General features: G+C 58.3%; 14 protein-coding genes and 3 pseudogenes. 14 read left to right on the forward strand and 3 right to left on the reverse strand.

Translation table 11 applies throughout. From position 1 onward, the window contains the following. The first annotated feature begins 32 nt into the window (after nucleotides 1-32). From L1277_RS11120 to L1277_RS11160, 10 genes and pseudogenes are all read left to right on the forward strand, one after another. A complete protein-coding gene (locus L1277_RS11120) occupies nucleotides 33-1,262 on the forward strand; it encodes an O-antigen ligase (protein WP_253376457.1) in 1,230 nt (409 codons plus the stop codon). 299 nt (nucleotides 1,263-1,561) lie between these two features. Further along, nucleotides 1,562-1,627, forward strand: a complete 66-nt coding sequence (locus L1277_RS15855; protein ID WP_374110227.1) for a hypothetical protein — start codon at nucleotides 1,562-1,564, stop codon at nucleotides 1,625-1,627. 30 nt (nucleotides 1,628-1,657) lie between these two features. Further along, nucleotides 1,658-1,999, forward strand: a pseudogene (locus tag L1277_RS15860) (ATP-binding protein); the annotation flags it as partial. Between the two features lie 351 nt (nucleotides 2,000-2,350). After that, the gene (locus tag L1277_RS11130) at nucleotides 2,351-3,805 is read left to right on the forward strand and encodes a polysaccharide biosynthesis tyrosine autokinase (RefSeq protein ID WP_253376458.1); all 1,455 of its coding nucleotides are present in this window, start codon (nucleotides 2,351-2,353) and stop codon (nucleotides 3,803-3,805) included. Further along, entirely contained in the window at nucleotides 3,802-4,413 is a 612-nt protein-coding gene (locus tag L1277_RS11135; RefSeq protein WP_256481639.1) for a low molecular weight phosphatase family protein, read from the forward strand. Before L1277_RS11130 ends, L1277_RS11135 begins: the two co-directional genes overlap by 4 nt. A gap of 169 nt (nucleotides 4,414-4,582) precedes the next feature. Beyond that, nucleotides 4,583-6,067 (forward strand): sugar transferase, encoded by a 1,485-nt coding sequence (locus L1277_RS11140; protein WP_253376460.1) that lies wholly within the window; start codon nucleotides 4,583-4,585, stop codon nucleotides 6,065-6,067. Between the two features lie 106 nt (nucleotides 6,068-6,173). Next, nucleotides 6,174-6,683, forward strand: coding sequence for a DapH/DapD/GlmU-related protein (locus L1277_RS11145; RefSeq protein WP_253376461.1), 510 nt, complete (start codon nucleotides 6,174-6,176; stop codon nucleotides 6,681-6,683). Between the two features lie 170 nt (nucleotides 6,684-6,853). Then, nucleotides 6,854-8,149 (forward strand): lipopolysaccharide biosynthesis protein, encoded by a 1,296-nt coding sequence (locus tag L1277_RS11150; RefSeq protein WP_253376462.1) that lies wholly within the window; start codon nucleotides 6,854-6,856, stop codon nucleotides 8,147-8,149. 455 nt (nucleotides 8,150-8,604) lie between these two features. Then, a complete protein-coding gene (locus L1277_RS11155) occupies nucleotides 8,605-9,195 on the forward strand; it encodes a glycosyltransferase (protein WP_253376463.1) in 591 nt (196 codons plus the stop codon). Between the two features lie 7 nt (nucleotides 9,196-9,202). Then, nucleotides 9,203-10,003 carry a glycosyltransferase family 2 protein gene (locus L1277_RS11160; protein ID WP_256481658.1) on the forward strand — a complete coding sequence of 267 codons (801 nt, stop codon included), beginning with the start codon at nucleotides 9,203-9,205 and terminating at the stop codon, nucleotides 10,001-10,003. 24 nt (nucleotides 10,004-10,027) lie between these two features. Here the strand turns inward: L1277_RS11160 and L1277_RS15865 are convergent, their stop codons facing one another. Then, on the reverse strand, nucleotides 10,028-11,152 hold the full coding sequence (locus tag L1277_RS15865) for a glycosyltransferase (protein WP_374110228.1): 1,125 nt from the start codon (nucleotides 11,150-11,152) through the stop codon (nucleotides 10,028-10,030). Between the two features lie 713 nt (nucleotides 11,153-11,865). Between L1277_RS15865 and L1277_RS11165 the strand changes: the two genes are divergently transcribed. From L1277_RS11165 to L1277_RS11175, 3 genes are read left to right on the forward strand one after another with little or no spacing between them, the layout of a single operon-like run. Beyond that, complete coding sequence (locus L1277_RS11165) at nucleotides 11,866-13,149, forward strand: glycosyltransferase (RefSeq protein WP_253376464.1); 1,284 nt, start codon at nucleotides 11,866-11,868, stop codon at nucleotides 13,147-13,149. Beyond that, a complete protein-coding gene (gene gmd, locus L1277_RS11170; RefSeq protein WP_253376465.1) occupies nucleotides 13,146-14,177 on the forward strand; it encodes a GDP-mannose 4,6-dehydratase in 1,032 nt (343 codons plus the stop codon). Before L1277_RS11165 ends, gmd begins: the two co-directional genes overlap by 4 nt. Then, on the forward strand, nucleotides 14,177-15,154 hold the full coding sequence (locus L1277_RS11175) for a GDP-L-fucose synthase family protein (RefSeq protein WP_374110222.1): 978 nt from the start codon (nucleotides 14,177-14,179) through the stop codon (nucleotides 15,152-15,154). The genes gmd and L1277_RS11175 overlap by 1 nt, the downstream gene beginning before the upstream one ends. A gap of 97 nt (nucleotides 15,155-15,251) precedes the next feature. On the opposite strand, the pseudogene L1277_RS11180 reads toward L1277_RS11175, so the two are convergent. Both L1277_RS11180 and L1277_RS11185 read right to left on the reverse strand, forming a co-directional pair. Beyond that, nucleotides 15,252-15,527, reverse strand: a pseudogene (locus L1277_RS11180) (integrase core domain-containing protein); the annotation flags it as partial. Between the two features lie 656 nt (nucleotides 15,528-16,183). Beyond that, nucleotides 16,184-16,730 (reverse strand): annotated as a pseudogene (locus tag L1277_RS11185) (transposase); the annotation flags it as partial. A 303-nt stretch (nucleotides 16,731-17,033) separates the two neighbouring features. On the opposite strand from L1277_RS11185, the gene L1277_RS11190 reads away from it, so the two are divergent. Continuing rightward, the gene (locus L1277_RS11190; protein ID WP_253376466.1) at nucleotides 17,034-18,380 is read left to right on the forward strand and encodes a UDP-glucose/GDP-mannose dehydrogenase family protein; all 1,347 of its coding nucleotides are present in this window, start codon (nucleotides 17,034-17,036) and stop codon (nucleotides 18,378-18,380) included. The last annotated feature ends 32 nt before the right edge of the window (nucleotides 18,381-18,412 follow it).

Genomic DNA, 18,412 nt, shown 5'->3' on the forward strand with positions numbered 1-18,412 from the left:
CCGGCGGGGCGAAGCGCCACGAAACTTCCGTGATGGTGCTTATCGTTGCCCTTTGGTGCTTTGCTGCGTTGCCGTCGCTCATCGATCAAGTGCAGGGTCGGGAAGTGATCGACGTGACTCAATCTCGTTCGCTTACGGGGCTTGCGGCTTATGCGCAGGTGGCAAGCATCGGGCTTGTCCTCCTCGTCTGCGCCCACATAATCATCTCGAAGGCTGTTAGGCCGGTACCGCGCGCGTCTGGTTGGCTCGTGGTGCTGCTTTTGCTGCCGTGGGGCGCTGCGCAGATCGCGACCGCGTTCAGCTCATCCGATTTTGGTATTTCGACCATCTACTTCCCGTTCGTTCTCTTTGCCCTCTGGCTTGCGAACCCCCCGCTCGAGGTCATTCGAACCATTGGATGGCTCACGGTCCTAACGGCAGGTGTCAGTCTCGTGCTGATGGTCATCGCTCCCCTAATCGTGACGATCCCTCAATCGGCCGGTGAATATGCGAAGGCGTTGGTGGGGGATCGCCTTCTGGCTGGCCCTTATGGCCACCCGAATACACTCGGTGTCGCGATGGCTCTAGGATTTCCGGCCATCCTCTACATCAGAAAGTCACGAACGAGAGTGATCGGCTATGCCGCCACTTTTGCTGCTCTGCTTCTAACCGCCTCCCGAACGTCCTTGCTTGCTGTCGTACTTGGCGTTGCTGTCGTATTGCTTGTTGCGGTAGGACGCGGGCAGAATGTGCGCTCGCAGCTTGCGCGGGTGCTCGCCTACGGGTTAGCGTCTGCCGCGCTTATTGCAGTAGTCGTGATTCCTCTTACAACGGTCGCGCCCGAAAGTTGGTCCAACCGAGGTCGTATTTGGATCACGAGTCTCCAATATTTCGCTGTATCACCGGTTGCGGGGAACGGGCCAGATTTCTACGGCCAGGTGGCTCATTTCATGACGGATTTCAATAGACTGGCTTTTCATGGGCACAACATGTTCATAAACGTCTCCACGACGACCGGCTGGCTTGGGCTCTCGGCATTCGGTCTTGTCATAGCGGCTGTGTTGCGCTCATCAGTACGTGCGGCTGCGAGAGGTAATTGTTTCCCACTGATGTTCACAGCGGCATTCGCGGGCGTGAGCCTACTTGAAGTTGTCACTGATTTTCGAAACTTCGGCAGCTTCGCCTACTGTGCGTGGATTCCGATTGTTCTAGTGGTCTTTTCGGGAAGGAACCTACAGGCGCAGGTCTCAGAAGCTCAACTTCCCGTCGAGGGAAGTTCTTGAGGTCGACGGCAGCCTCTGACGCGCCGTCCAGGCGCTACCGGGCGTGATGAGTGTCCAACTAACGACAGCAGGTTTCACTTGGGGAGGCGGCCTCAGAAAATCTGAGCATGAGAGAGCTTCGCTGCTGTCTCATGCTCGGGTCGGTTCCAGGGGCTAATCGCCTCGGCTCACATAACGTGCCGCAACATGTCCGCGCGTGAAGCACGCAGCCCGGAGCGCGGTGCTGCGGTTACCGCCGATTCCACCGCCGCTTTGGTTTCTCCGATCGGGTCCGGCTGCCCAGGGACTACTACGTCAGGGTGTTCAGTAATGACTATTCCGTTCATCCGTCTGTGATCGGACGAATGCTGGGGTGTCGCAGCTGACCTGGAGCAAGCAGATCGGCTACCTCGCCCGTGCTGAAGGCACCCCGGATTCGAAACCCTGCGGCCCGGCTCGCGGACCGGGCCTGGGACAGTGGTTGGTTTCATGAGGAGTATTTAGCCGCACTTTTGGAACGAGAAGTCAGCGCCCGGGATGCGTCCGGGTCGCGAATGCGGATCAGAGCGGCCGGGTTCCCGGCTGGGAAAACGATCGAGGATTTCAGCTTCGAACCAAGTGTAAACGCGAAACGATCGGTCACCGGGTCACCGGGTCACCGGGCCACGGGCGCGTTCCTCGCCACCGCGCAGAACGTTGTCCTGCGAGGCCCGCCCTGCACTGAAAAAACGCACCGCGCGGTCGGGGTAGGCGTCAAAGCAGCACAGGCCAGCCAGACGAGCAGTGAACGCAGCCGAATGGAACCAACCACAGGTCCTACTTTTCGAAGGTCATCGAAAGTCCGAAGTCACTCTACAGAACTGACCCGCGGAGGTGCCTCGGCCCCCCGTCGGATACAAAATGGTGCTGCGGACGGCCTCGCTAGCAGACCGCGATCTCGGCTCGAGCGCTCTGCGGACCCCCAGCTCGGGTTACGAGCGAAGAGCCCTGGCGCTTCAGAAAAGTTCATAACCGAGGCATCGCACCCATTGGTGTCACAGGCGAGCTCGACTGTATGTAAAGATGAATCGACCTGTCCGCCCACAGGTCGCCACTATGAGGGGGATCCGTTGGAGATCAAAGACTACGTAAGAATTCTGCACAAGAGTTGGATTCTGATCGTGGCTTGCACCCTTCTAGGAGTTGGGACGGCTGCAGCATATTCATTGACGCTCGCTCCGAAGTATCAATCGACCACCCAACTGTACGTCTCCGTGCGGTCTGCCGAAGGGGCAGCGACCGGTGATCTTGTAAACGGAACGAGCTTTGCCCGGCAGGCAGTAGCTTCCTACGTCGATGTCGTCAACAGCGCGCTCGTGCTCGACAAGGTTATTGAAGAACTTGAACTGGAAACAACGGCACAGCAGCTTGCCCCCAGTATCGTCTCAACGTCGCCGCTCAATACAGTGTTGATCAACGTGACTGTTACCGACACCGATCCGGTTATGGCGGCGGCTATCGCTAATTCGGTGGGGGCGACGTTCGCGGATGTCGTCACGAACCAACTTGAGAAGCCTGAGGGCGAAACGGCGAGCCCCGTCAAGATTGAGACAATCCAACCCGCAGTCACGCCGCTAACACCTTCGAGCCCGAACGTCCCACTCAACATCGTGTTTGGCCTTTTGCTCGGTCTTGCTGTCGGTCTTGGCGTCGCAGTGCTCCGTAGTCTTCTCGACGCTCGCATTCATAGCTCACATGACATAGAGCAGTTGACGGATGCTTCTATTCTCGGTGGAATCGCGCTTGACCCAGACGCGAGGAAGCGTCCGCTTGTGGTTCACGCTGACCCGCGAAGTCCCCGTGCCGAGTCCTTCCGGAGCCTTCGTACCAATTTGCAATTCGTAAATGTGGCCACCGGCCCACGCAGTTTTGTCGTTACCAGCTCTATTCCAGGGGAAGGAAAGAGCACGACCACGGCGAATCTCGCTATCGCCCTTGCTGAGACTGGCGCTTCGGTCGCCTTGGTCGATGGCGACCTCCGACTGCCGAGGATCGCGGAATACATGAGTATCGAAGGTGGGGTTGGGCTGACGGACGTATTGATCGGTCGCGCCGAACTAGGCGACGTGCTCCAGAAGTGGGGCCGCGGTAAACTTTATGTACTGCCAAGCGGTCGCGTGCCTCCGAATCCAAGCGAACTTCTCGGATCCGCTGCCATGAAACGGGTGCTGAGCTCACTGACCGACCAGTTCGATTTTGTGCTCATTGACGCACCCCCGCTTCTCCTAGTCACTGACGCTGCCGTGGTATCTAAACTGACAGGAGGGGCAATTATGGTTGCCGCCTCAGGACGCACCAAAAAGAATGAGCTCGCAGCTGCGGTGAGGACTCTTGAAGGGATCGGAAGTACCCTCGCAGGTGTCGTCGTAACGATGCTTCCAACAAAAGGCCCAGACTCATACGCCTATGGCCAATACAGCTACGGCAAGTTTGAAGAGCTATCAGTGGACGACGGCGAAGCCCAAAAGGACGGCAGGAAAGTGCCAGCCAAACGGCGACGCACGCTTCGCGAGGTTGAGAATTGAGCCGGCTGTCTAACTTCGTAATCCTCACGGTTTGTTCTGGGAACATCTGCCGTTCACCAATGGCCGCGCAACTTTTTCGAGACCGATTGAGCGCCTATCCCGGCATCACCGTGGGCAGTGCGGGCACCGTTGGGCTCGTTGGTGAGATGATGGACGAGCGCGCACGGCGACTCGCCGCCAGCCATGGGGTGTCCGACTCCGCAGATCACGTCGCAAGGCAACTCGACGTGGAGCATATTAGCGATGCCAACGTGGTTTTCGCCATGTCGCGAGATCACCGGCGTGCGATTGTGCAGCTCCACCCTCGCGCGTCACGGTACACGTTCACCGTCCGTGAGTTCGCGCGAATAGCCGCGGAAATCACAGAGGCCGATTTGACGGATGCTGCTCTGCTGCCTCAGGACGATGTTCCCGGTCGGCTCGCGGTGGCCGTCGAGGTAGCTGCTTCACTGCGCGGGGTTGTAACTCCGTTGCAGAACGTCGAAGACGATGACGTTGTCGACCCCTATCGCCGGTCCGATGACGTCTACGCGCTCTCTGGACGGCAACTGGTTCCCGCTGTTCAAAGCGCGGTTGCTCTTTTTGCGCGCGCTGTTGCCGCGCGGTAGGAACCCTAATGCCAGCTAGGTCTCTGTCTGCCAGCGGGGGCGAGAGGGGAAGTAGGTTGTCCGCCTTCGTTCGCTGTGCGATTGGCGATCGAGAATCTCGTGGCCGCCCTGCAAAACTGAAGTCGTAAGTCAGTGTCGATCGAACATGTTTTGGGGGGCTGGGGACTAAATGACGAGTGATACAACGCAATCCGCTCGTTCGGTCACTGCGAAACGCACGATGGACTGGCGATCTTCCTATGCTCTAAAGCTCGTCGTGTCGGACTTGCTGGTTCTCGTTGGCATCATCTTCGGTGTCCAGATCGCGTGGGTCGGGCTGGACAGCGCCGCTTTGGGCGTCAGCGGGAGCCGGGGCGAAGTGGAAATTGGCTACACGTGCATTTCGGTCTGCATCGTCGCTGCGTGGATGGCTGTTCTTGGGATCTACGGAACACGAACGGACCGGGTAGTCGGTGTTGGGGTGAGCGAGTACAAGCTCATTGCTAACGCGAGTGTTCGGTTGCTTGGGATCATCGCGATCCTAGCGTTTCTGTTCAAAGTCGATCTCGCGCGTGGGTACATACTTATGTCGTTCCCTTTGGGGTTGGCGTTTCTGCTTCTTTCTCGTTGGATGTGGAGACAGTGGTTAGGTGCGAAGCGTCGCCTCGGATCGTATTCCTCTCGTGTGCTGCTCGTGGGCTCCGAGGACTCGGTTGTGCACATCGCTCGGCAACTCGCTCGCCAACCGGAAGCTGGCTATCAGGTGGTCGGCGCTTGTGTTGCCAGTGGCCGTGTCGCTGACACGCTCCCAGGCACGTCTATCGTCGTATCTGGAAACCTCTCTGACTTAGATGATGCACTTGAAACGACCGGCGCCGACACAGTCATAATCACCAGCTCCGACGAACTTCCCCCCGAGCGAGTTCGGGAGTTGAGTTGGTCGTTGGAGCCTGGGAGGCAGCACTTAGTGGTGGCGCCCACGTTAACCGGCATCGCGGGACCGCGGATCCACACCCGTCCGGTCGCGGGACTTCCGTTGATTCACGTCGAGACGCCGCGATACGAGGGTAGAAAGATCTTCACCAAGCGGACGCTAGACGTGCTGTTTTCGGGAGTGCTCCTCATTTTGTTGTCGCCGGTATTCCTCGCCGTAGCAATTCTGGTCAAGCTGAGTTCGCCCGGACCGGTCCTATTCCATCAAGCGCGGATTGGAATACAGGGTAAGCAGTTCAGAATGTTAAAGTTTCGTTCGATGATTTTCGATGCAGAACAGAGGCTTGGGAGTTTGGGTCCGGCCGCTCGGAGCGAAGGCAACGAGATCCTTTTCAAAATGAAGGACGACCCACGCGTTACGACAATAGGACGCATCTTGCGTCGATTCAGCCTGGATGAGTTGCCGCAGTTGCTGAATGTCTTTGAAGGAAGTATGTCGCTGGTCGGGCCTCGCCCTCCGCTCGAAACGGAAGTGTCTTCGTATGACGAACACGTGCATCGCCGTTTCCTCGTAAAGCCCGGCATTACTGGCTTGTGGCAGGTAAGCGGACGCTCGAATCTCGACTGGGAGGAGAGTGTTCAACTCGACCTCTACTACGTAGAGAACTGGTCGCTGACCGGCGACCTGATCATTCTCTGGCGAACGGTGAGAGCAGTATTGTCCAGCGAAGGCGCGTACTGACGCCGTTGCTGCGATACGTCGTCCAACTCATCTCGAAACCTAGCTTAGGAGCTTGCCCTTGCCTCGACTACCCGGTTTTCTCCATCGCCGCTATTCGGCGGTCGAAATGGTCGCCATCGCCCTCATCGGCAGAACCCCCATTCATCGGTTGAGGGTAGCAGTTATACGAGCTTTCGGTGCAGACGTAAGCAACACGGCCGTCTTGTATCACGGTTTCCAAATTCGCGCCGCCAGAAGGCTACGAATCGGACCCAACACTTCGGTTGGGGATGGCGCAATATTGGACGCTCGAGGCGGTCTGACCATAGGGGCGAACGTGAACTTCTCGACTGGCGTACAAATATGGACGGCACAACACAGCTGGCAATCTGCTGACTTCGACTATGAGGAAAACGCGGTAACCATCGGCGACCATGTCTGGATAGGACCCCGGGTAACTGTCCTTCCAGGCGCGGTCGTTGGAGAGGGCGCAGTTGTCGCTGCCGGGGCTGTCGTGAAGGGGAATATCGCGCCGTTCACGCTCGTTGGCGGAGTACCCGCTAGGAAACTCGGAGACAGGCCCCGTGATTTGCGATATACCGTCACAAAGCCACGGTTGAAGACATGGTGGTGGTGAGGCGCATGCGCGCGACTTTAGTTTGCAACTCACAAATGCCCCCGGGACAAATCCATGCCCATGGACTGGGACTCGGGCGCGCTTCACAGTGTGTCGGAAGGTGTGGAATCAGACACGAGCGGCAGATGTCTTCCCCCCGGCAGCCAGCGATCAAGCTGTTTGGTTTTTGAGTGACGACCGTTTTCCGTAGCATGGCTCTGTCCGGGTTCTCACGGGCTGTTACCCTTCCAATAACCTTTTTCGCTACTTTCGCGACCACTTCTATAGTCATCGCCTACGCGGGCGCAACTATGTACGGGTTCGTTGCCTTGATTGGCTTGTTGTTTCAACTGATTCCCTTCGCAGACCTGGGGCTCGGAGCTGCGGTTTCAACCGCGATGGCGCGCCGCTCTTCGAACGATGGAGGTGAAGATGTAGCTCGCGAAACCGTGAAATCGGCGTTTCGAGCTCTCATGCTCTCGTCTATTGTTCTGTTGGCGATTCTCACGGTGATAAGTGCTGCTGGAGCTTGGCCAGATATGTTGGGCTTGCCGGACTCTCTGGCAGGTGCTTCGAGGTGGGCCATTCTCGTAAGCCTCGCGCCATTTGCGCTCTCTTTGCCCTTCGGAATAGGTCAGAGGATGCTGCTCGGCGACGGAAAAAACCATGTCGTCAATCTGGTTTCGGTGATGGGCCCAGTGCTCGCGACGCTCGCTACCCTTGTTCTAGCGTTTTCAGGGGCAGAGCCGCTCGTATTGGCAATGGCTACTCCGTTCGGTGTTTTAGGAGTGTCGGTTACATGTTTCGTTCTCGCCTTTCGTAACGTGCATTGGAAGTGGCGGACCGTTTGGGAGGCTCCTCAGGCCCTCTCGACACCGCTCGACATTTGGCATGCCGCAGCACCAATGATGATCGTGATGATTACGGTCCCACTTGCCTTACAAAGCGGACGTCTGATCGTGGCACACATGGGCTCACCGGAACAGTTGGCTTCCTATTCACTCGCGGCCCAGTTTTACGCTCCGACGCTATCGCTGATAACCACGGCGGGAATTGCCTTATGGCCGTCGTTCGCGCGTCTTGGATCCCAAGGGCGCGCACTTTGGACCAAGAGCATTGGCATCATGGCGGTCACGGGACTGGTGGCAGGCATCCTATTTCTCGTGCTGGTTCGCCCGGTTGCTTGGATTGTATCGAGCCAACAGATTGATGTTCCATGGGATGTTGCGGCTGCCTTCGCGATGCTTCTTTTTGTCACGGCGCTCCATCAGCCTTCTGCCTACTTGCTCACCTCGCCCCGTCTGTTGACATTCCAAGCAGGTTCCTCAAGCGCTATGGCTTTGGCCGCGATTCCTCTGGCGATATTTCTGACTCCACTAGTGGGGGCTAGCGGGCCTATCTGGGCAATGGTGATTGCTGTTGGGGCGTGTCAAATGATCCCGTGCATTATCCGAAGCTCCCTCTTTCTGAAAGGACACGCCGAATGAAATCACGAACCGAGATGGTGGCGCTTTACGACCCAAACGACCTCAACCCATATGGGTTAGAGGTCTCGAGAGTTATCGCTAACATCGGGGTTTCTGTCCGATATTGGGGAGTTGTCTCGAGAGCAGTACCAGACGATATGGCTGATGCAGCCCGCTTGAAATTGGCGGGGTCCATTAAGAATGGAACTCTTCTTCGGCAGATCACTCGGCGCGTGGTCGGCCCGGTGCAAGTCGCTCTTTCAATTCCCCTCTCGTCGCCCCTTGTTCTGGCATGGACGAGAGATGCGTGGGACGCATTCGTGTTCCTTTGTCGAGCCAGCATCGGAGGGCGCACGCTCGTGGTTTATCACAACCCGAAACAAGTGCGGCCGCGCCCCGGACTTCGAGGAACTTTAGAGCAAAGGTTGCTTCGTCGATCACGAGCTTGTGTACATGCGTCCTGGATGGCGGACCTAGTGAAGGACTACGCGTCGGATGTTGTAGTTACACCCCACCCTCCTTTTAGCTTCGCCGCCGAAGCCACACCCTCAGTGGTGCCTCCGACGGATGTGCAACCGAAGCAAGTAACGATGGTCGGCGGGCTGAGGCCAGACAAAGGATCGATTGACCTGCCCGCAATCGCACGCGCCAGTGGCGGGGGCTGGACATTGCTCATCGCAGGGCCGGATGTTCTCACGGTCGAGGTCGCTGAGGCCGTTCGGGACGCTGGGGTAAACATCAAGTACGCGACCGATTCCATGCCGCCGACAGACGACGAGTTACGCGCGGCGATGAAAGGCAGCCGCGTTATGCTTGCGCCTTACCGTCTGGTCACCGAAAGCGGGTCTGTTCTTCTGGCGCTCAGCTTGGAAGTGCCGGTACTTGGATACTTCTCGACAGCTTTAAGTAGGGTGGTCGCTGAGAGTGCGCTTGCGGAAAGTCCGGAGGAGTTGGGGCAGAAGTTGAAACGATTCTTGAAAGAGCCGTGGGAAACCTTTCGCTTAAGTCCAGCTCAGCTCGCGCTTGAGTCCCGTCAAGGATGGGAGGCCGCTCTTGCTCGCCGATGAGAAGAACTTGCAACTTACTATTGTTATCGCAACATTCAATGCAAGTGCATTCCTACCTGCGACACTCGCTTCGTTGGCGTCACAGCGTACTGATGCTCTAGCGAAGTGTGAGGTGATTATCGTCGACGGCAAGTCGGGAGACTCAACCTTAGAGATCGCCAAATCATCTCCAGTGGTCTCCCGCATCATATGCGAGCCGGATGACGGTATCTATGACGCCATGAACAAGGGCGCAAAACACGCGCGTGGCGCGTGGCTCCATTTTCTGAATGCAGGAGACGTACTTGCCGACAGCGAGTCGCTCAGTTCAACGCTTACGGCTCTAACCCGCGCCGACAAGGACGCGCACTTTTGGATGGTCGGAGGTGCGAATAACCTCGGTGGCGGGGCGGGCGCGCCGAGGAAAATTCCCAATCTGCCACACATCTGGTGGAAGCACGCGCTCGGGCTTCAGCCTCACTGCCATCAGGCCACCTGGGTCCGTAGCGACCTGTTTCGAGCAATGGGTGGCTATTCGCTTGACTTCGGCTTGGCGGGAGACTTCGACCTCATACTGAGGATGGGATTGCTCGGTCGCCCGTTCGAAGAGCATTCCCTTTTGATTGGTTACCTTGGCGGGGGAGTATCTGAGAAGGAAGCGCACCTAATGCCGCAACTTCTTCATCGCGTACGATCGGAGCGATTGAACCTCACCGGGATGGCCCTCGCGGGCGATCGCCTCGTTAGCCGGATCGTTGTACTGCGGAATCGCACGAAAATTCGGCTCGGTGCGATGAGGCGGAAATCGCCGCTAACGCATAGTGCATAGCGGCGCCCTCCTTGCATCACTTAGCTACCGATTAAGCTTCGGTGGCCACCTCGCCGCGGTCACGTACTCGTTCTGGAGCTTGGCTCTCACCGACTCTTGGTTCAGTATTTCTGCGCTGAGTTGGCGGGCACCGTCGATAGCGCGATCACGTCGGCTACCGTCCGCCAATAGTTCGTGAACGGCGTGGGCAATGGCGGCTGGGTCACAGTCGTCGACTACTATGCCGGCACCGAAAGCTTCGATGTCGGGTGCCAGGGCGGCCGAACGGGTCACCACCACCGGCTTTCCCAGTGACAAGGCGAGAACGAGTACATTTCCCCAGGGTTCGTCTTTAGAGGGGAGTACAAACACTCGGCACTCGCCTACTCGGGTCGGTACGTGTTCCCCGGGGACGGCGCCGTCATAGCGTAGCAGCTTGCACGCGGCGACATCCTCTCGAATTCCTGCTAGGTCACCCTGATCCGGACCGACTATGGAATAGTGATCCGTCCAACCCAACTTCTCCGCATGGACAGCCGCTGCAGCAAAGTCGGAAACCCTCTTTCGCGGCTCTAGGCGGGCAAGGAACAGGGCTCCCTCTGGCGGAGCGGGCTCGGCGGGCGTTTCCCCTCGCAAGACGGGGTTACCAATACAAACCGTCCTCGGCATGCCGTGACCGCACCACCTTTTCAATTGCATCTCTTCGGTCGCGGTTAGCGCAATGACCGCGAAGGATCTCCGAAAAAGCGGACGAACAATCACGTCAAGCGCGCGATGAAGCGTGCTGGTGCGGGCGGTTAGCATGCCATGTGGCTGAAGTATTACCGGCCGTCTCAACACTAAACAGAGCAGGACTGCGGTAATCGGGAGAAATTCGCGGCTAAAACTAATGTGGGCTACATCGACTTCCTTAACTGTGCGCAGCAGCGAGGCGACGGCCTTTAGCGAGCCTAGGGCCGGGAACCCCAACGGAGGGATCATCGAGCGGACCGGTGCCAGCTCTACTCGAATGTTGGCCCGTTCGACCGGGTACGGTCGGTCATTACGCAAGAACCCTGCAACTAGCACCACCGATAGGTCCGCGTTTGCTACGAGCTTGGCTTGCGCGAGGGCTGTGTCAGAAGGGCCGCCGTATTTACCACTCGCGCTGACGAGGGGCACTGCACGCATAACCCTCAGTTCAGCATCTCCTGTACGCTGTCGGCCGACACCGCCGTTGTTTTCCAATCTTTTGTTGTTCACGTTTGCTCTCGGTCAGGGAAACGTCTCCCGCGAACCTCACCGGGGGCTGCGCCGAAAATAGCGTTGCTTGGCACATCCGAGCCAGCAACACACGTCCCCGGGGTGACCAAAGCGGATTGCCCAATAACTGATCCGCCGAGGATGACACATCGGCTTGTTATCCATGCGCCGGCCGCGATGTGTATTGGACGTGTAACGAGCGCCATGTCTTGACGATGCCGGTGACTTCCTGTCGTAAGGAATGTATCTTGAGACACGACCACGTCGTGCTCTAGGTGAATGTGGTCTTGGTTGTGGAACCACACTCCTTCGCCAATCCACGACCGGTCTCCAATATGGAGCTTCCAGGGCAATTTGACGCGAGTACGCGGACGGAAAACGACGCCGCTGCCAATGTCCGCTCCGAACTTGCGAAGCACCCAAATGCGTAACCCAGAACTGATTTGCCAGGCGTTCGTCACGAATAATAGTTCGCAGATAGCCCAAAAGTAAACGAGCGCTCGCGGTCTATCCCATGCTTCCCGTTCGCCGGGAGCATCCGCCAAGTTCACAACCGGAACGCCGTCGAGGTTGAGCGGCTCGCCCTGCTTCACCGCATCCCCCATACGTTGTTGTGACCAATTATCGAATAGTCTCACCACATGGTTTCGACTCCCCGCGTTTCAATTCTAGCGCTCAATTATCCGCCCGAGCCCACAGGCATATCTCCTTACATTGGGTCATTCGCGCGAGGCTTGCGTACGCGCGGTATCCCGGTGCGCGTCTATACGGCGCATCCTCACTATCCCGAATGGGAGTTCCGTGAAGGGTATGGTCAGTGGAGTCGACATGAACGCATCGATGAGATCACGGTCACCCGTTTTCGTCACTATATTCCTAGGACACAAGATGGCATCCAGCGCCTGCTTTCAGAGATCTCGTTCGGCCTCCGGCTGGCGTTCGCGCATTGGGGCAGGCCAGACGTTATCGTTTTGGTGTCGCCGGCGCTGTTCGCGACATCGATCGCTACCATCCGTGCCCGTCTCAGCAGGCGGAAGCCAGCCGTCGTAATCTGGGTTCAAGACATCTATAGCCTTGGAGTAATAGAGACTGGGACCGGAGGTCGGACCGTCGCCCGTGTGATGAAATCCGTGGAATCAGCCACTCTTCGTGCGGCGTCAGGCGTCGTCGTGATTCACTCCCGTTTCTCGTCGTACATCACAGACACCCTGGGTGTCGATCCAGAGCGAGTTCAAATGGTGCGCAATTGGACGCACCTAGAACCGTTGCCGGCTCCTGACGTCGATCGCGTTCGGACCAGACACGGTTGGGGAGCCGCCGAGATTGTCGTATTGCACGCCGGGAATATGGGCGCGAAACAGGGCCTTGAAAATGTCGTTGAAGCAGCGCGCCTCGCCGACGCACGCAAGTTGCCGGTGCGGTTTGTGCTGCTGGGCAACGGTAGCAAGCGGGAGCACCTCGAGAAGCTTGCGGAGCGGGTGGCAAGGCTTCAGTTCATCGATCCGCTCAACGACGGGGACTTTCAGGACGCAATTGCGTCGGCCGACGTTTTACTCGTCAATGAGAAGCCGGGCGTTTCTGAAATGGCAGTACCGAGCAAACTGACTTCCTATTTCAGCACCGGTCGTCCCGTTCTCGCGGCAACGGATCCTTTGGGCACCACCGCGGGCGAGATCATGGCGGCCCAGGCCGGTGTGGTCGTGACCCCCGGCGACCCGCAAGCTCTGGTGGATACCGCGCTTGCTCTAGGGAACGATCCGGGGCAATGCCGGATGTACGGTTCGAACGGACAGCGCTATCGCGACGAGGTGTTGGGCGAAAAGGCGGCGATCGATCGGTATGCTGAGTGGCTGAGAAGTCTGGCGGAGAAGCGTGCTCGCCCTGTCAGCGCGCGCCTGCCCAACAACCAAGGGGGAGACGCATGACGAAACGTGCACTGATTACCGGTATCACGGGCCAGGACGGTTCGTATTTGGCAGAACTGTTACTGTCGAAGGGCTATGAAGTCCATGGCCTCATCCGTCGAGCCTCAACATTTAATACGTCACGTATTGACCACCTCTACGTTGACCCACATGACCCGTCCGCGAAATTGTTTCTGCATTATGGAGATTTAAGCGACGGTGCCCGTATGGTCACGTTACTTGGCGAGATTGAACCGGACGAGGTGTACAACCTCGCCGCCCAGTCCCACGTTCGTGTGTCCTTCGATGAGCCGGAGCACACCGCCGACACCACCGGGACTGGCACCATTCGACTTCTCGAAGCAGTCCGGGTGTCGGGGGTGCACTGCCGCTTCTACCAGGCGTCAAGTTCTGAAATGTTCGGTGCGACGCCACCGCCGCAGAACGAGGAGACCCCGTTCTACCCCCGCTCCCCGTATGGTGCCGCGAAAGTCTATTCCTACTGGATTACAAAAAATTACCGGGAAGCCTATGACATGTTCGCGGTAAACGGGATCCTATTCAATCACGAGTCGCCACGTCGCGGCGAGACTTTCGTGACTCGAAAGATCACCCGGGCTGTCGCGGCGATCGCGGCAGGCAAACAGGAGCACGTCTACTTGGGGAACTTGGACTCGGTCCGAGATTGGGGCTATGCCGCCGAGTACGTTGAGGGTATGTGGCGGATGCTGCAAGCAAATGAGCCGGACGACTTCGTTCTCGCCACCGGCGGCAGCTTCACGGTTCGGGACTTCGTCGAAGCTTCGTTTACCCGTGCTGGTTTGGACTGGGAGAAACACGTCCGGTTCGATGAACGCTATCTCCGCCCCACTGAGGTTGATGCGCTCGTCGGGGACGCTTCCAAAGCAATGGACAAGCTTGGATGGATCCCCGAAGTCGACACAGCAGAGCTCGCGCGCATCATGGTCGACGCCGATATTGAAGCTATGAAGCACGACGGCTCGCACTGGATTGATGCGCCGAAGTTGACTAGCTGGGGAACGAAATAGTGCCCGCCGAACAGGTCACCTACACACCCGGACCACTGGACCGGGACGCCACCTTCTATGTGGCCGGGCACCGTGGTTTGGTCGGTTCCGGGATCTGGCGGTTGTTGGAGAAGGAAGGCTTCACCAACCTGATCGGCCGCACCTCCAAAGAACTGGACTTGAAGAACCGCGAGCAGGTGTTCGCGTTCTTCGAGGAAATGAAACCGAGATACGTGGTGTTGGCGGCGGCGAAGGTGGGTGGGATTCTCGCGAATGACACCTACCCGGTGGATTTCCTCAGCGAGAACATGCAAATCCAGGTCAACGTCCTCGACGCCGCAGTGACGACAGGTGTGGAACGGTTGTTGTTCCTGGGTTCGAGTTGTATTTATCCGAAGTTGGCGCCTCAGCCGATCAAGGAAGAACACATGCTGACCGGGCACCTGGAACCCACGAACGACGCGTATGCGATCGCGAAGATCGCCGGCATCCTCCAAGTCCAGGCGGTCCGCCGGCAGTACGGGTTGCCGTGGATCTCCGCAATGCCCACCAACCTCTACGGTCCCGGCGACAACTTCTCCCCCAAAGGCTCCCACGTCCTGCCCGCGCTGATTCGTCGTTACGACGAAGCCGTCCAGTGCGGTGCGGACACGGTCACGAACTGGGGCACCGGCACACCACGCCGGGAGTTCCTCCACGTCGACGACATGGCTTCCGCGTGCCTGCACTTGATGGAACACTACGACGGACCCGAACAGGTCAATGTCGGCACCGGAACCGACGTCACCATCAAAGAAATCGCCGAAACCATCGCAAAGGTCGTGGGATTCGAAGGCGCCACCGAATGGGACACCAGCAAACCCGACGGCACACCTCAGAAAGTCCTCGACGTCTCAAAACTAGCAGATGCTGGTTGGACAGCACAGGTCGGCCTCGAAGAGGGATTGACCTCAACCGTCGAATGGTATCGAGAACACGTCCACTCGTTGCGCATCTAAGCCCCATCGGCACGACGGCTTGTCGCCACTGTTTGTCTCGGATCACGAACTGCTGTAGTGAGTGGATGCGCTGCTAACAGGAGTTAGATGTACTGGGTCAGGAGGTTGGTGACACTCGGCTGATGGGTGTTGCTCCGATGCCGGTGTGGATGCGTTCAGTGTTGTAGCAGTTCAGCCACGGGTCAAGAGCTGCTGTGCGTTGGTCGTTGTTGGTGAAGACTTGCCGGTAGGCCCATTCGGTAGCGAGGGTGCGGTTCAGCCGCTCGACCTTGCCGTTGGTCCAGGGGCAATGCGGTTTGATGAAGCGTTGAATGGCTCCGATCTCAGCGACTGCGTCCTTGAACGCTTTCGATTTTCGATAGGGGAAGGCGTTTGCTCAAGCGTAAGCATCAAAAAACCTCGCTTGGTGCCGCGACCGAGGCGCTCATTAATGCGAGGGCCGCCGTAGTCGTGCTCGAGCGTAACGAGTGCAAGTCGCTGAATTCGGTTGAACGGGGATGCCCAGTGAGCGACGCGTTGTGATCGATTGGAGAAATGCTTCGGCGTCGTTGTCTGGCGCGCGGCTGGCCTAGGACAGATTGGGCCTCGGGCGCCGCTAGTGTTCCGAGGTATGGGAGCTCCCTGGTATGGGGACTCCCCAGTTCGGGGTGGATCGCGCACGATGTGCGATAATGAGATATTCTCAGCTTTATAGATTTCCTCCGATTTCGTCGACACGGGAGCAGTAATGGTTCCTTTACCTACCCACCTCCGAGTTGGTGACGGTCGGGGCGGAACTCATACCGCCGGCAGATTTCATGCGCTGGAGACTGTGGAGCGCGGGGCGTACACTGCGCTCCTTACCGCGGCTGGCTTCATCATCGTTACGCTTTTGAGGTTTGCCGAGCGTGGTGACCGTCGAGCAGGTAGGCCTCGCGGTTGATTGTCACTGATTCCTCACTGCTTGCGCTGGCTGAACAGGGTCTACTCGACGAGCTTTGTCCTGGGGTGCCCCTATGTTCTTTGCCAGGTGGTGATCTGATGCTCGGCTTAATAAAGGGTGCCGTCGCGAAGCATGGCGAAGAGGACGTCGCAGCGTCGTCTGGCGAGGGCGATGAGGGCTTGATTGTGGCGTTTTCCTGGGATGAGTTTGCGGTCGTAATAGGCGCGTGAGGTTGGTTCTCGAGGGGCTGCGAACGCGAAGAGGGACAGTGCCCTTGTGAAGATCTCGTCGCCACGCCAGGAGAGTTGTTCACCGCGGATCGAGGACCCGGATCGCCCCGCGACGGGGCGGGCCCGTAGGCGGCGAGGTGGCGGCGGTGGCGAAATGTTTGCCGGAGATCTCGGTGACGAGTCGGGCTGCAATCCTGACGCCGACTCCAGGGCATGCTCGTCAGGACGGCTTGAAGAGAGGGGCTTCCACGTGTCGCTCGACTTCAACAGTGATCTCTGTTCATTGCCGACGCAAACTTGCGAGCTGGTCTGCAAGGCGTGGCAGCGCCAAGGATGCGGCATCGGTACCGACCACGACCACCGTCTGCTCGGCGAGGGACTGGCTGATTCCGGTCGCCGGCTTCCTCGACGTGCGGCGCCTCAAACATCGCATCGTGACCGCATTGACGTCGAAACATCGCGAGCGGCGAGGTGGCGATGCACGACTGGTCGTGTGCGTGCTCGTTAGCCGAGATGGTTCTTTCCCATTGTTTGAATAAGCCCAGATATTGCCACTGGTCGACGTAGCTTGATCTTCCGACCCGAAATCCTTCAGTTGCGTCTTGAACTACTCGTATTGGTCGGGTCCTGGAGGTTTTCATTGGGTTGGGCAGGGCGCCGACAGGACCGTTGACCTGCTTCCTTTCAGTACGGCAAGAGTCGAGGAAAGCCGTAGGCTGGAATCACAATGAAGATATCGGTAATCGGCTGCGGGTACCTCGGCGCCGTACATGCAGCATCCATGGCCAAGCTCGGACACGACGTCATTGGCATCGACGTCGACAAGGCGAAGGTCGAGGCTCTCTCGCAGGGTAAAGCTCCCTTCTTCGAACCGGGTCTGCCCGAACTTCTCGTTGAGGGGGTGCAGTCCGGATCGCTGCGGTTCAGCACTAATATGTCTGACGCTTCGGATGCCGTCACGCACTTCATCGCCGTCGGCACCCCCCAGCAGAAAAATGGTTCCGGCGCTGACCTCGCCTACGTCAATGGCGCCGTTGACGCTTTACTCCCGCACCTCAAGGCCGGCGATCTTGTTGTCGGCAAATCCACGGTTCCCGTCGGGACGGCCGAGCGTCTCGCGGCAATCGTCGAACCCACCGGAGCGCAGCTCGCCTGGAACCCAGAATTCCTTCGCGAGGGGTATGCGGTCAAAGACACGATCTCGCCTGACCGCCTCGTATATGGGGTGAGGCGCAACGCTGGCGACGGCCTGAACTCAAAGGCCAGGAGTGAGCTCGTAAATTCAGATCGATCGGCCGTCGACATCCTTAACGAGGTATATGAGCATGCCGTTTCACTTGGCACTCCACTCGTGGTCACCGATTATGCGACCGCGGAGTTAGTCAAGGTAGCGGCTAACGCCTTCCTTGCCACCAAGATATCGTTCATCAACGCCATGGCTGAGATAGCCGAAGTGACCGGCGGAGACGTGACAGAGCTCGCAGACGCGATTGGCTACGACGCCCGAATCGGCCGTAAATTCCTGAACGCCGGTGTCGGTTTTGGCGGAGGCTGCCTGCCGAAGGATATCCGTGCATTCACGGCTCGCGCCGAGGAACTCGGCCGCGGAGAATCGCTTGCCTTCCTCAAGGAGGTGGACGCGATCAACCTTCGGCGTCGCGATCGCGTGGTTGAACTGGTGGTCGATGCTTTGGGCGGAAGCGCCTATCAAAAGAAGGTCGCCGTGCTTGGCCTCGCTTTCAAGCCAAATAGCGATGACATTAGAGATTCACCGGCCTTGGACGTTGCTGTGCGCCTTCACGGACTTGGCGCGCGGGTTATCGCAACGGACCCCGAGGCGATTTCGAACTCTCGTCTACGGCACCCGCAATTGGCTTTCGGTTCAACAGTCGAGGCTCTCGCCGACGCGGATGCCGTGGTTCTCGTGACGGAATGGACCGAGTACAAAGACCTTGACCCTGCGAGAGTGGCATCCGCCGTACGCTCCCCGGTCATCGTGGACGGACGGAATTGCCTCGACCCGGGTGCATGGCGGGCTGCCGGATGGCGGTATATCGGATTGGGACGCAGGTAAGCGGTCGGGCCAGCTTGTGGCGTGATTCGTCA

It is taken from the genome of Okibacterium sp. HSC-33S16 (assembly GCF_024171565.1).
GTDB lineage: Bacteria > Actinomycetota > Actinomycetes > Actinomycetales > Microbacteriaceae > Mycetocola_A.

Excerpts from the sequence above, each read along its gene's own strand:
- L1277_RS11120 (WP_253376457.1), top strand. The coding sequence starts at position 33 with ATGGTGCTTATCGTTGCCCTTTGGTGCTTTGCTGCGTTGCCGTCGCTC.
- L1277_RS11140 (WP_253376460.1), top strand. The coding sequence starts at position 4,583 with ATGACGAGTGATACAACGCAATCCGCTCGTTCGGTCACTGCGAAACGC.
- L1277_RS11145 (WP_253376461.1), top strand. The coding sequence starts at position 6,174 with ATGGTCGCCATCGCCCTCATCGGCAGAACCCCCATTCATCGGTTGAGG.
- L1277_RS15865 (WP_374110228.1), bottom strand. The coding sequence starts at position 11,152 with ATGCGTGCAGTGCCCCTCGTCAGCGCGAGTGGTAAATACGGCGGCCCT.
- L1277_RS11165 (WP_253376464.1), top strand. The coding sequence starts at position 11,866 with ATGGTTTCGACTCCCCGCGTTTCAATTCTAGCGCTCAATTATCCGCCC.
- gmd (WP_253376465.1), top strand. The coding sequence starts at position 13,146 with ATGACGAAACGTGCACTGATTACCGGTATCACGGGCCAGGACGGTTCG.
- L1277_RS11190 (WP_253376466.1), top strand. The coding sequence starts at position 17,034 with ATGAAGATATCGGTAATCGGCTGCGGGTACCTCGGCGCCGTACATGCA.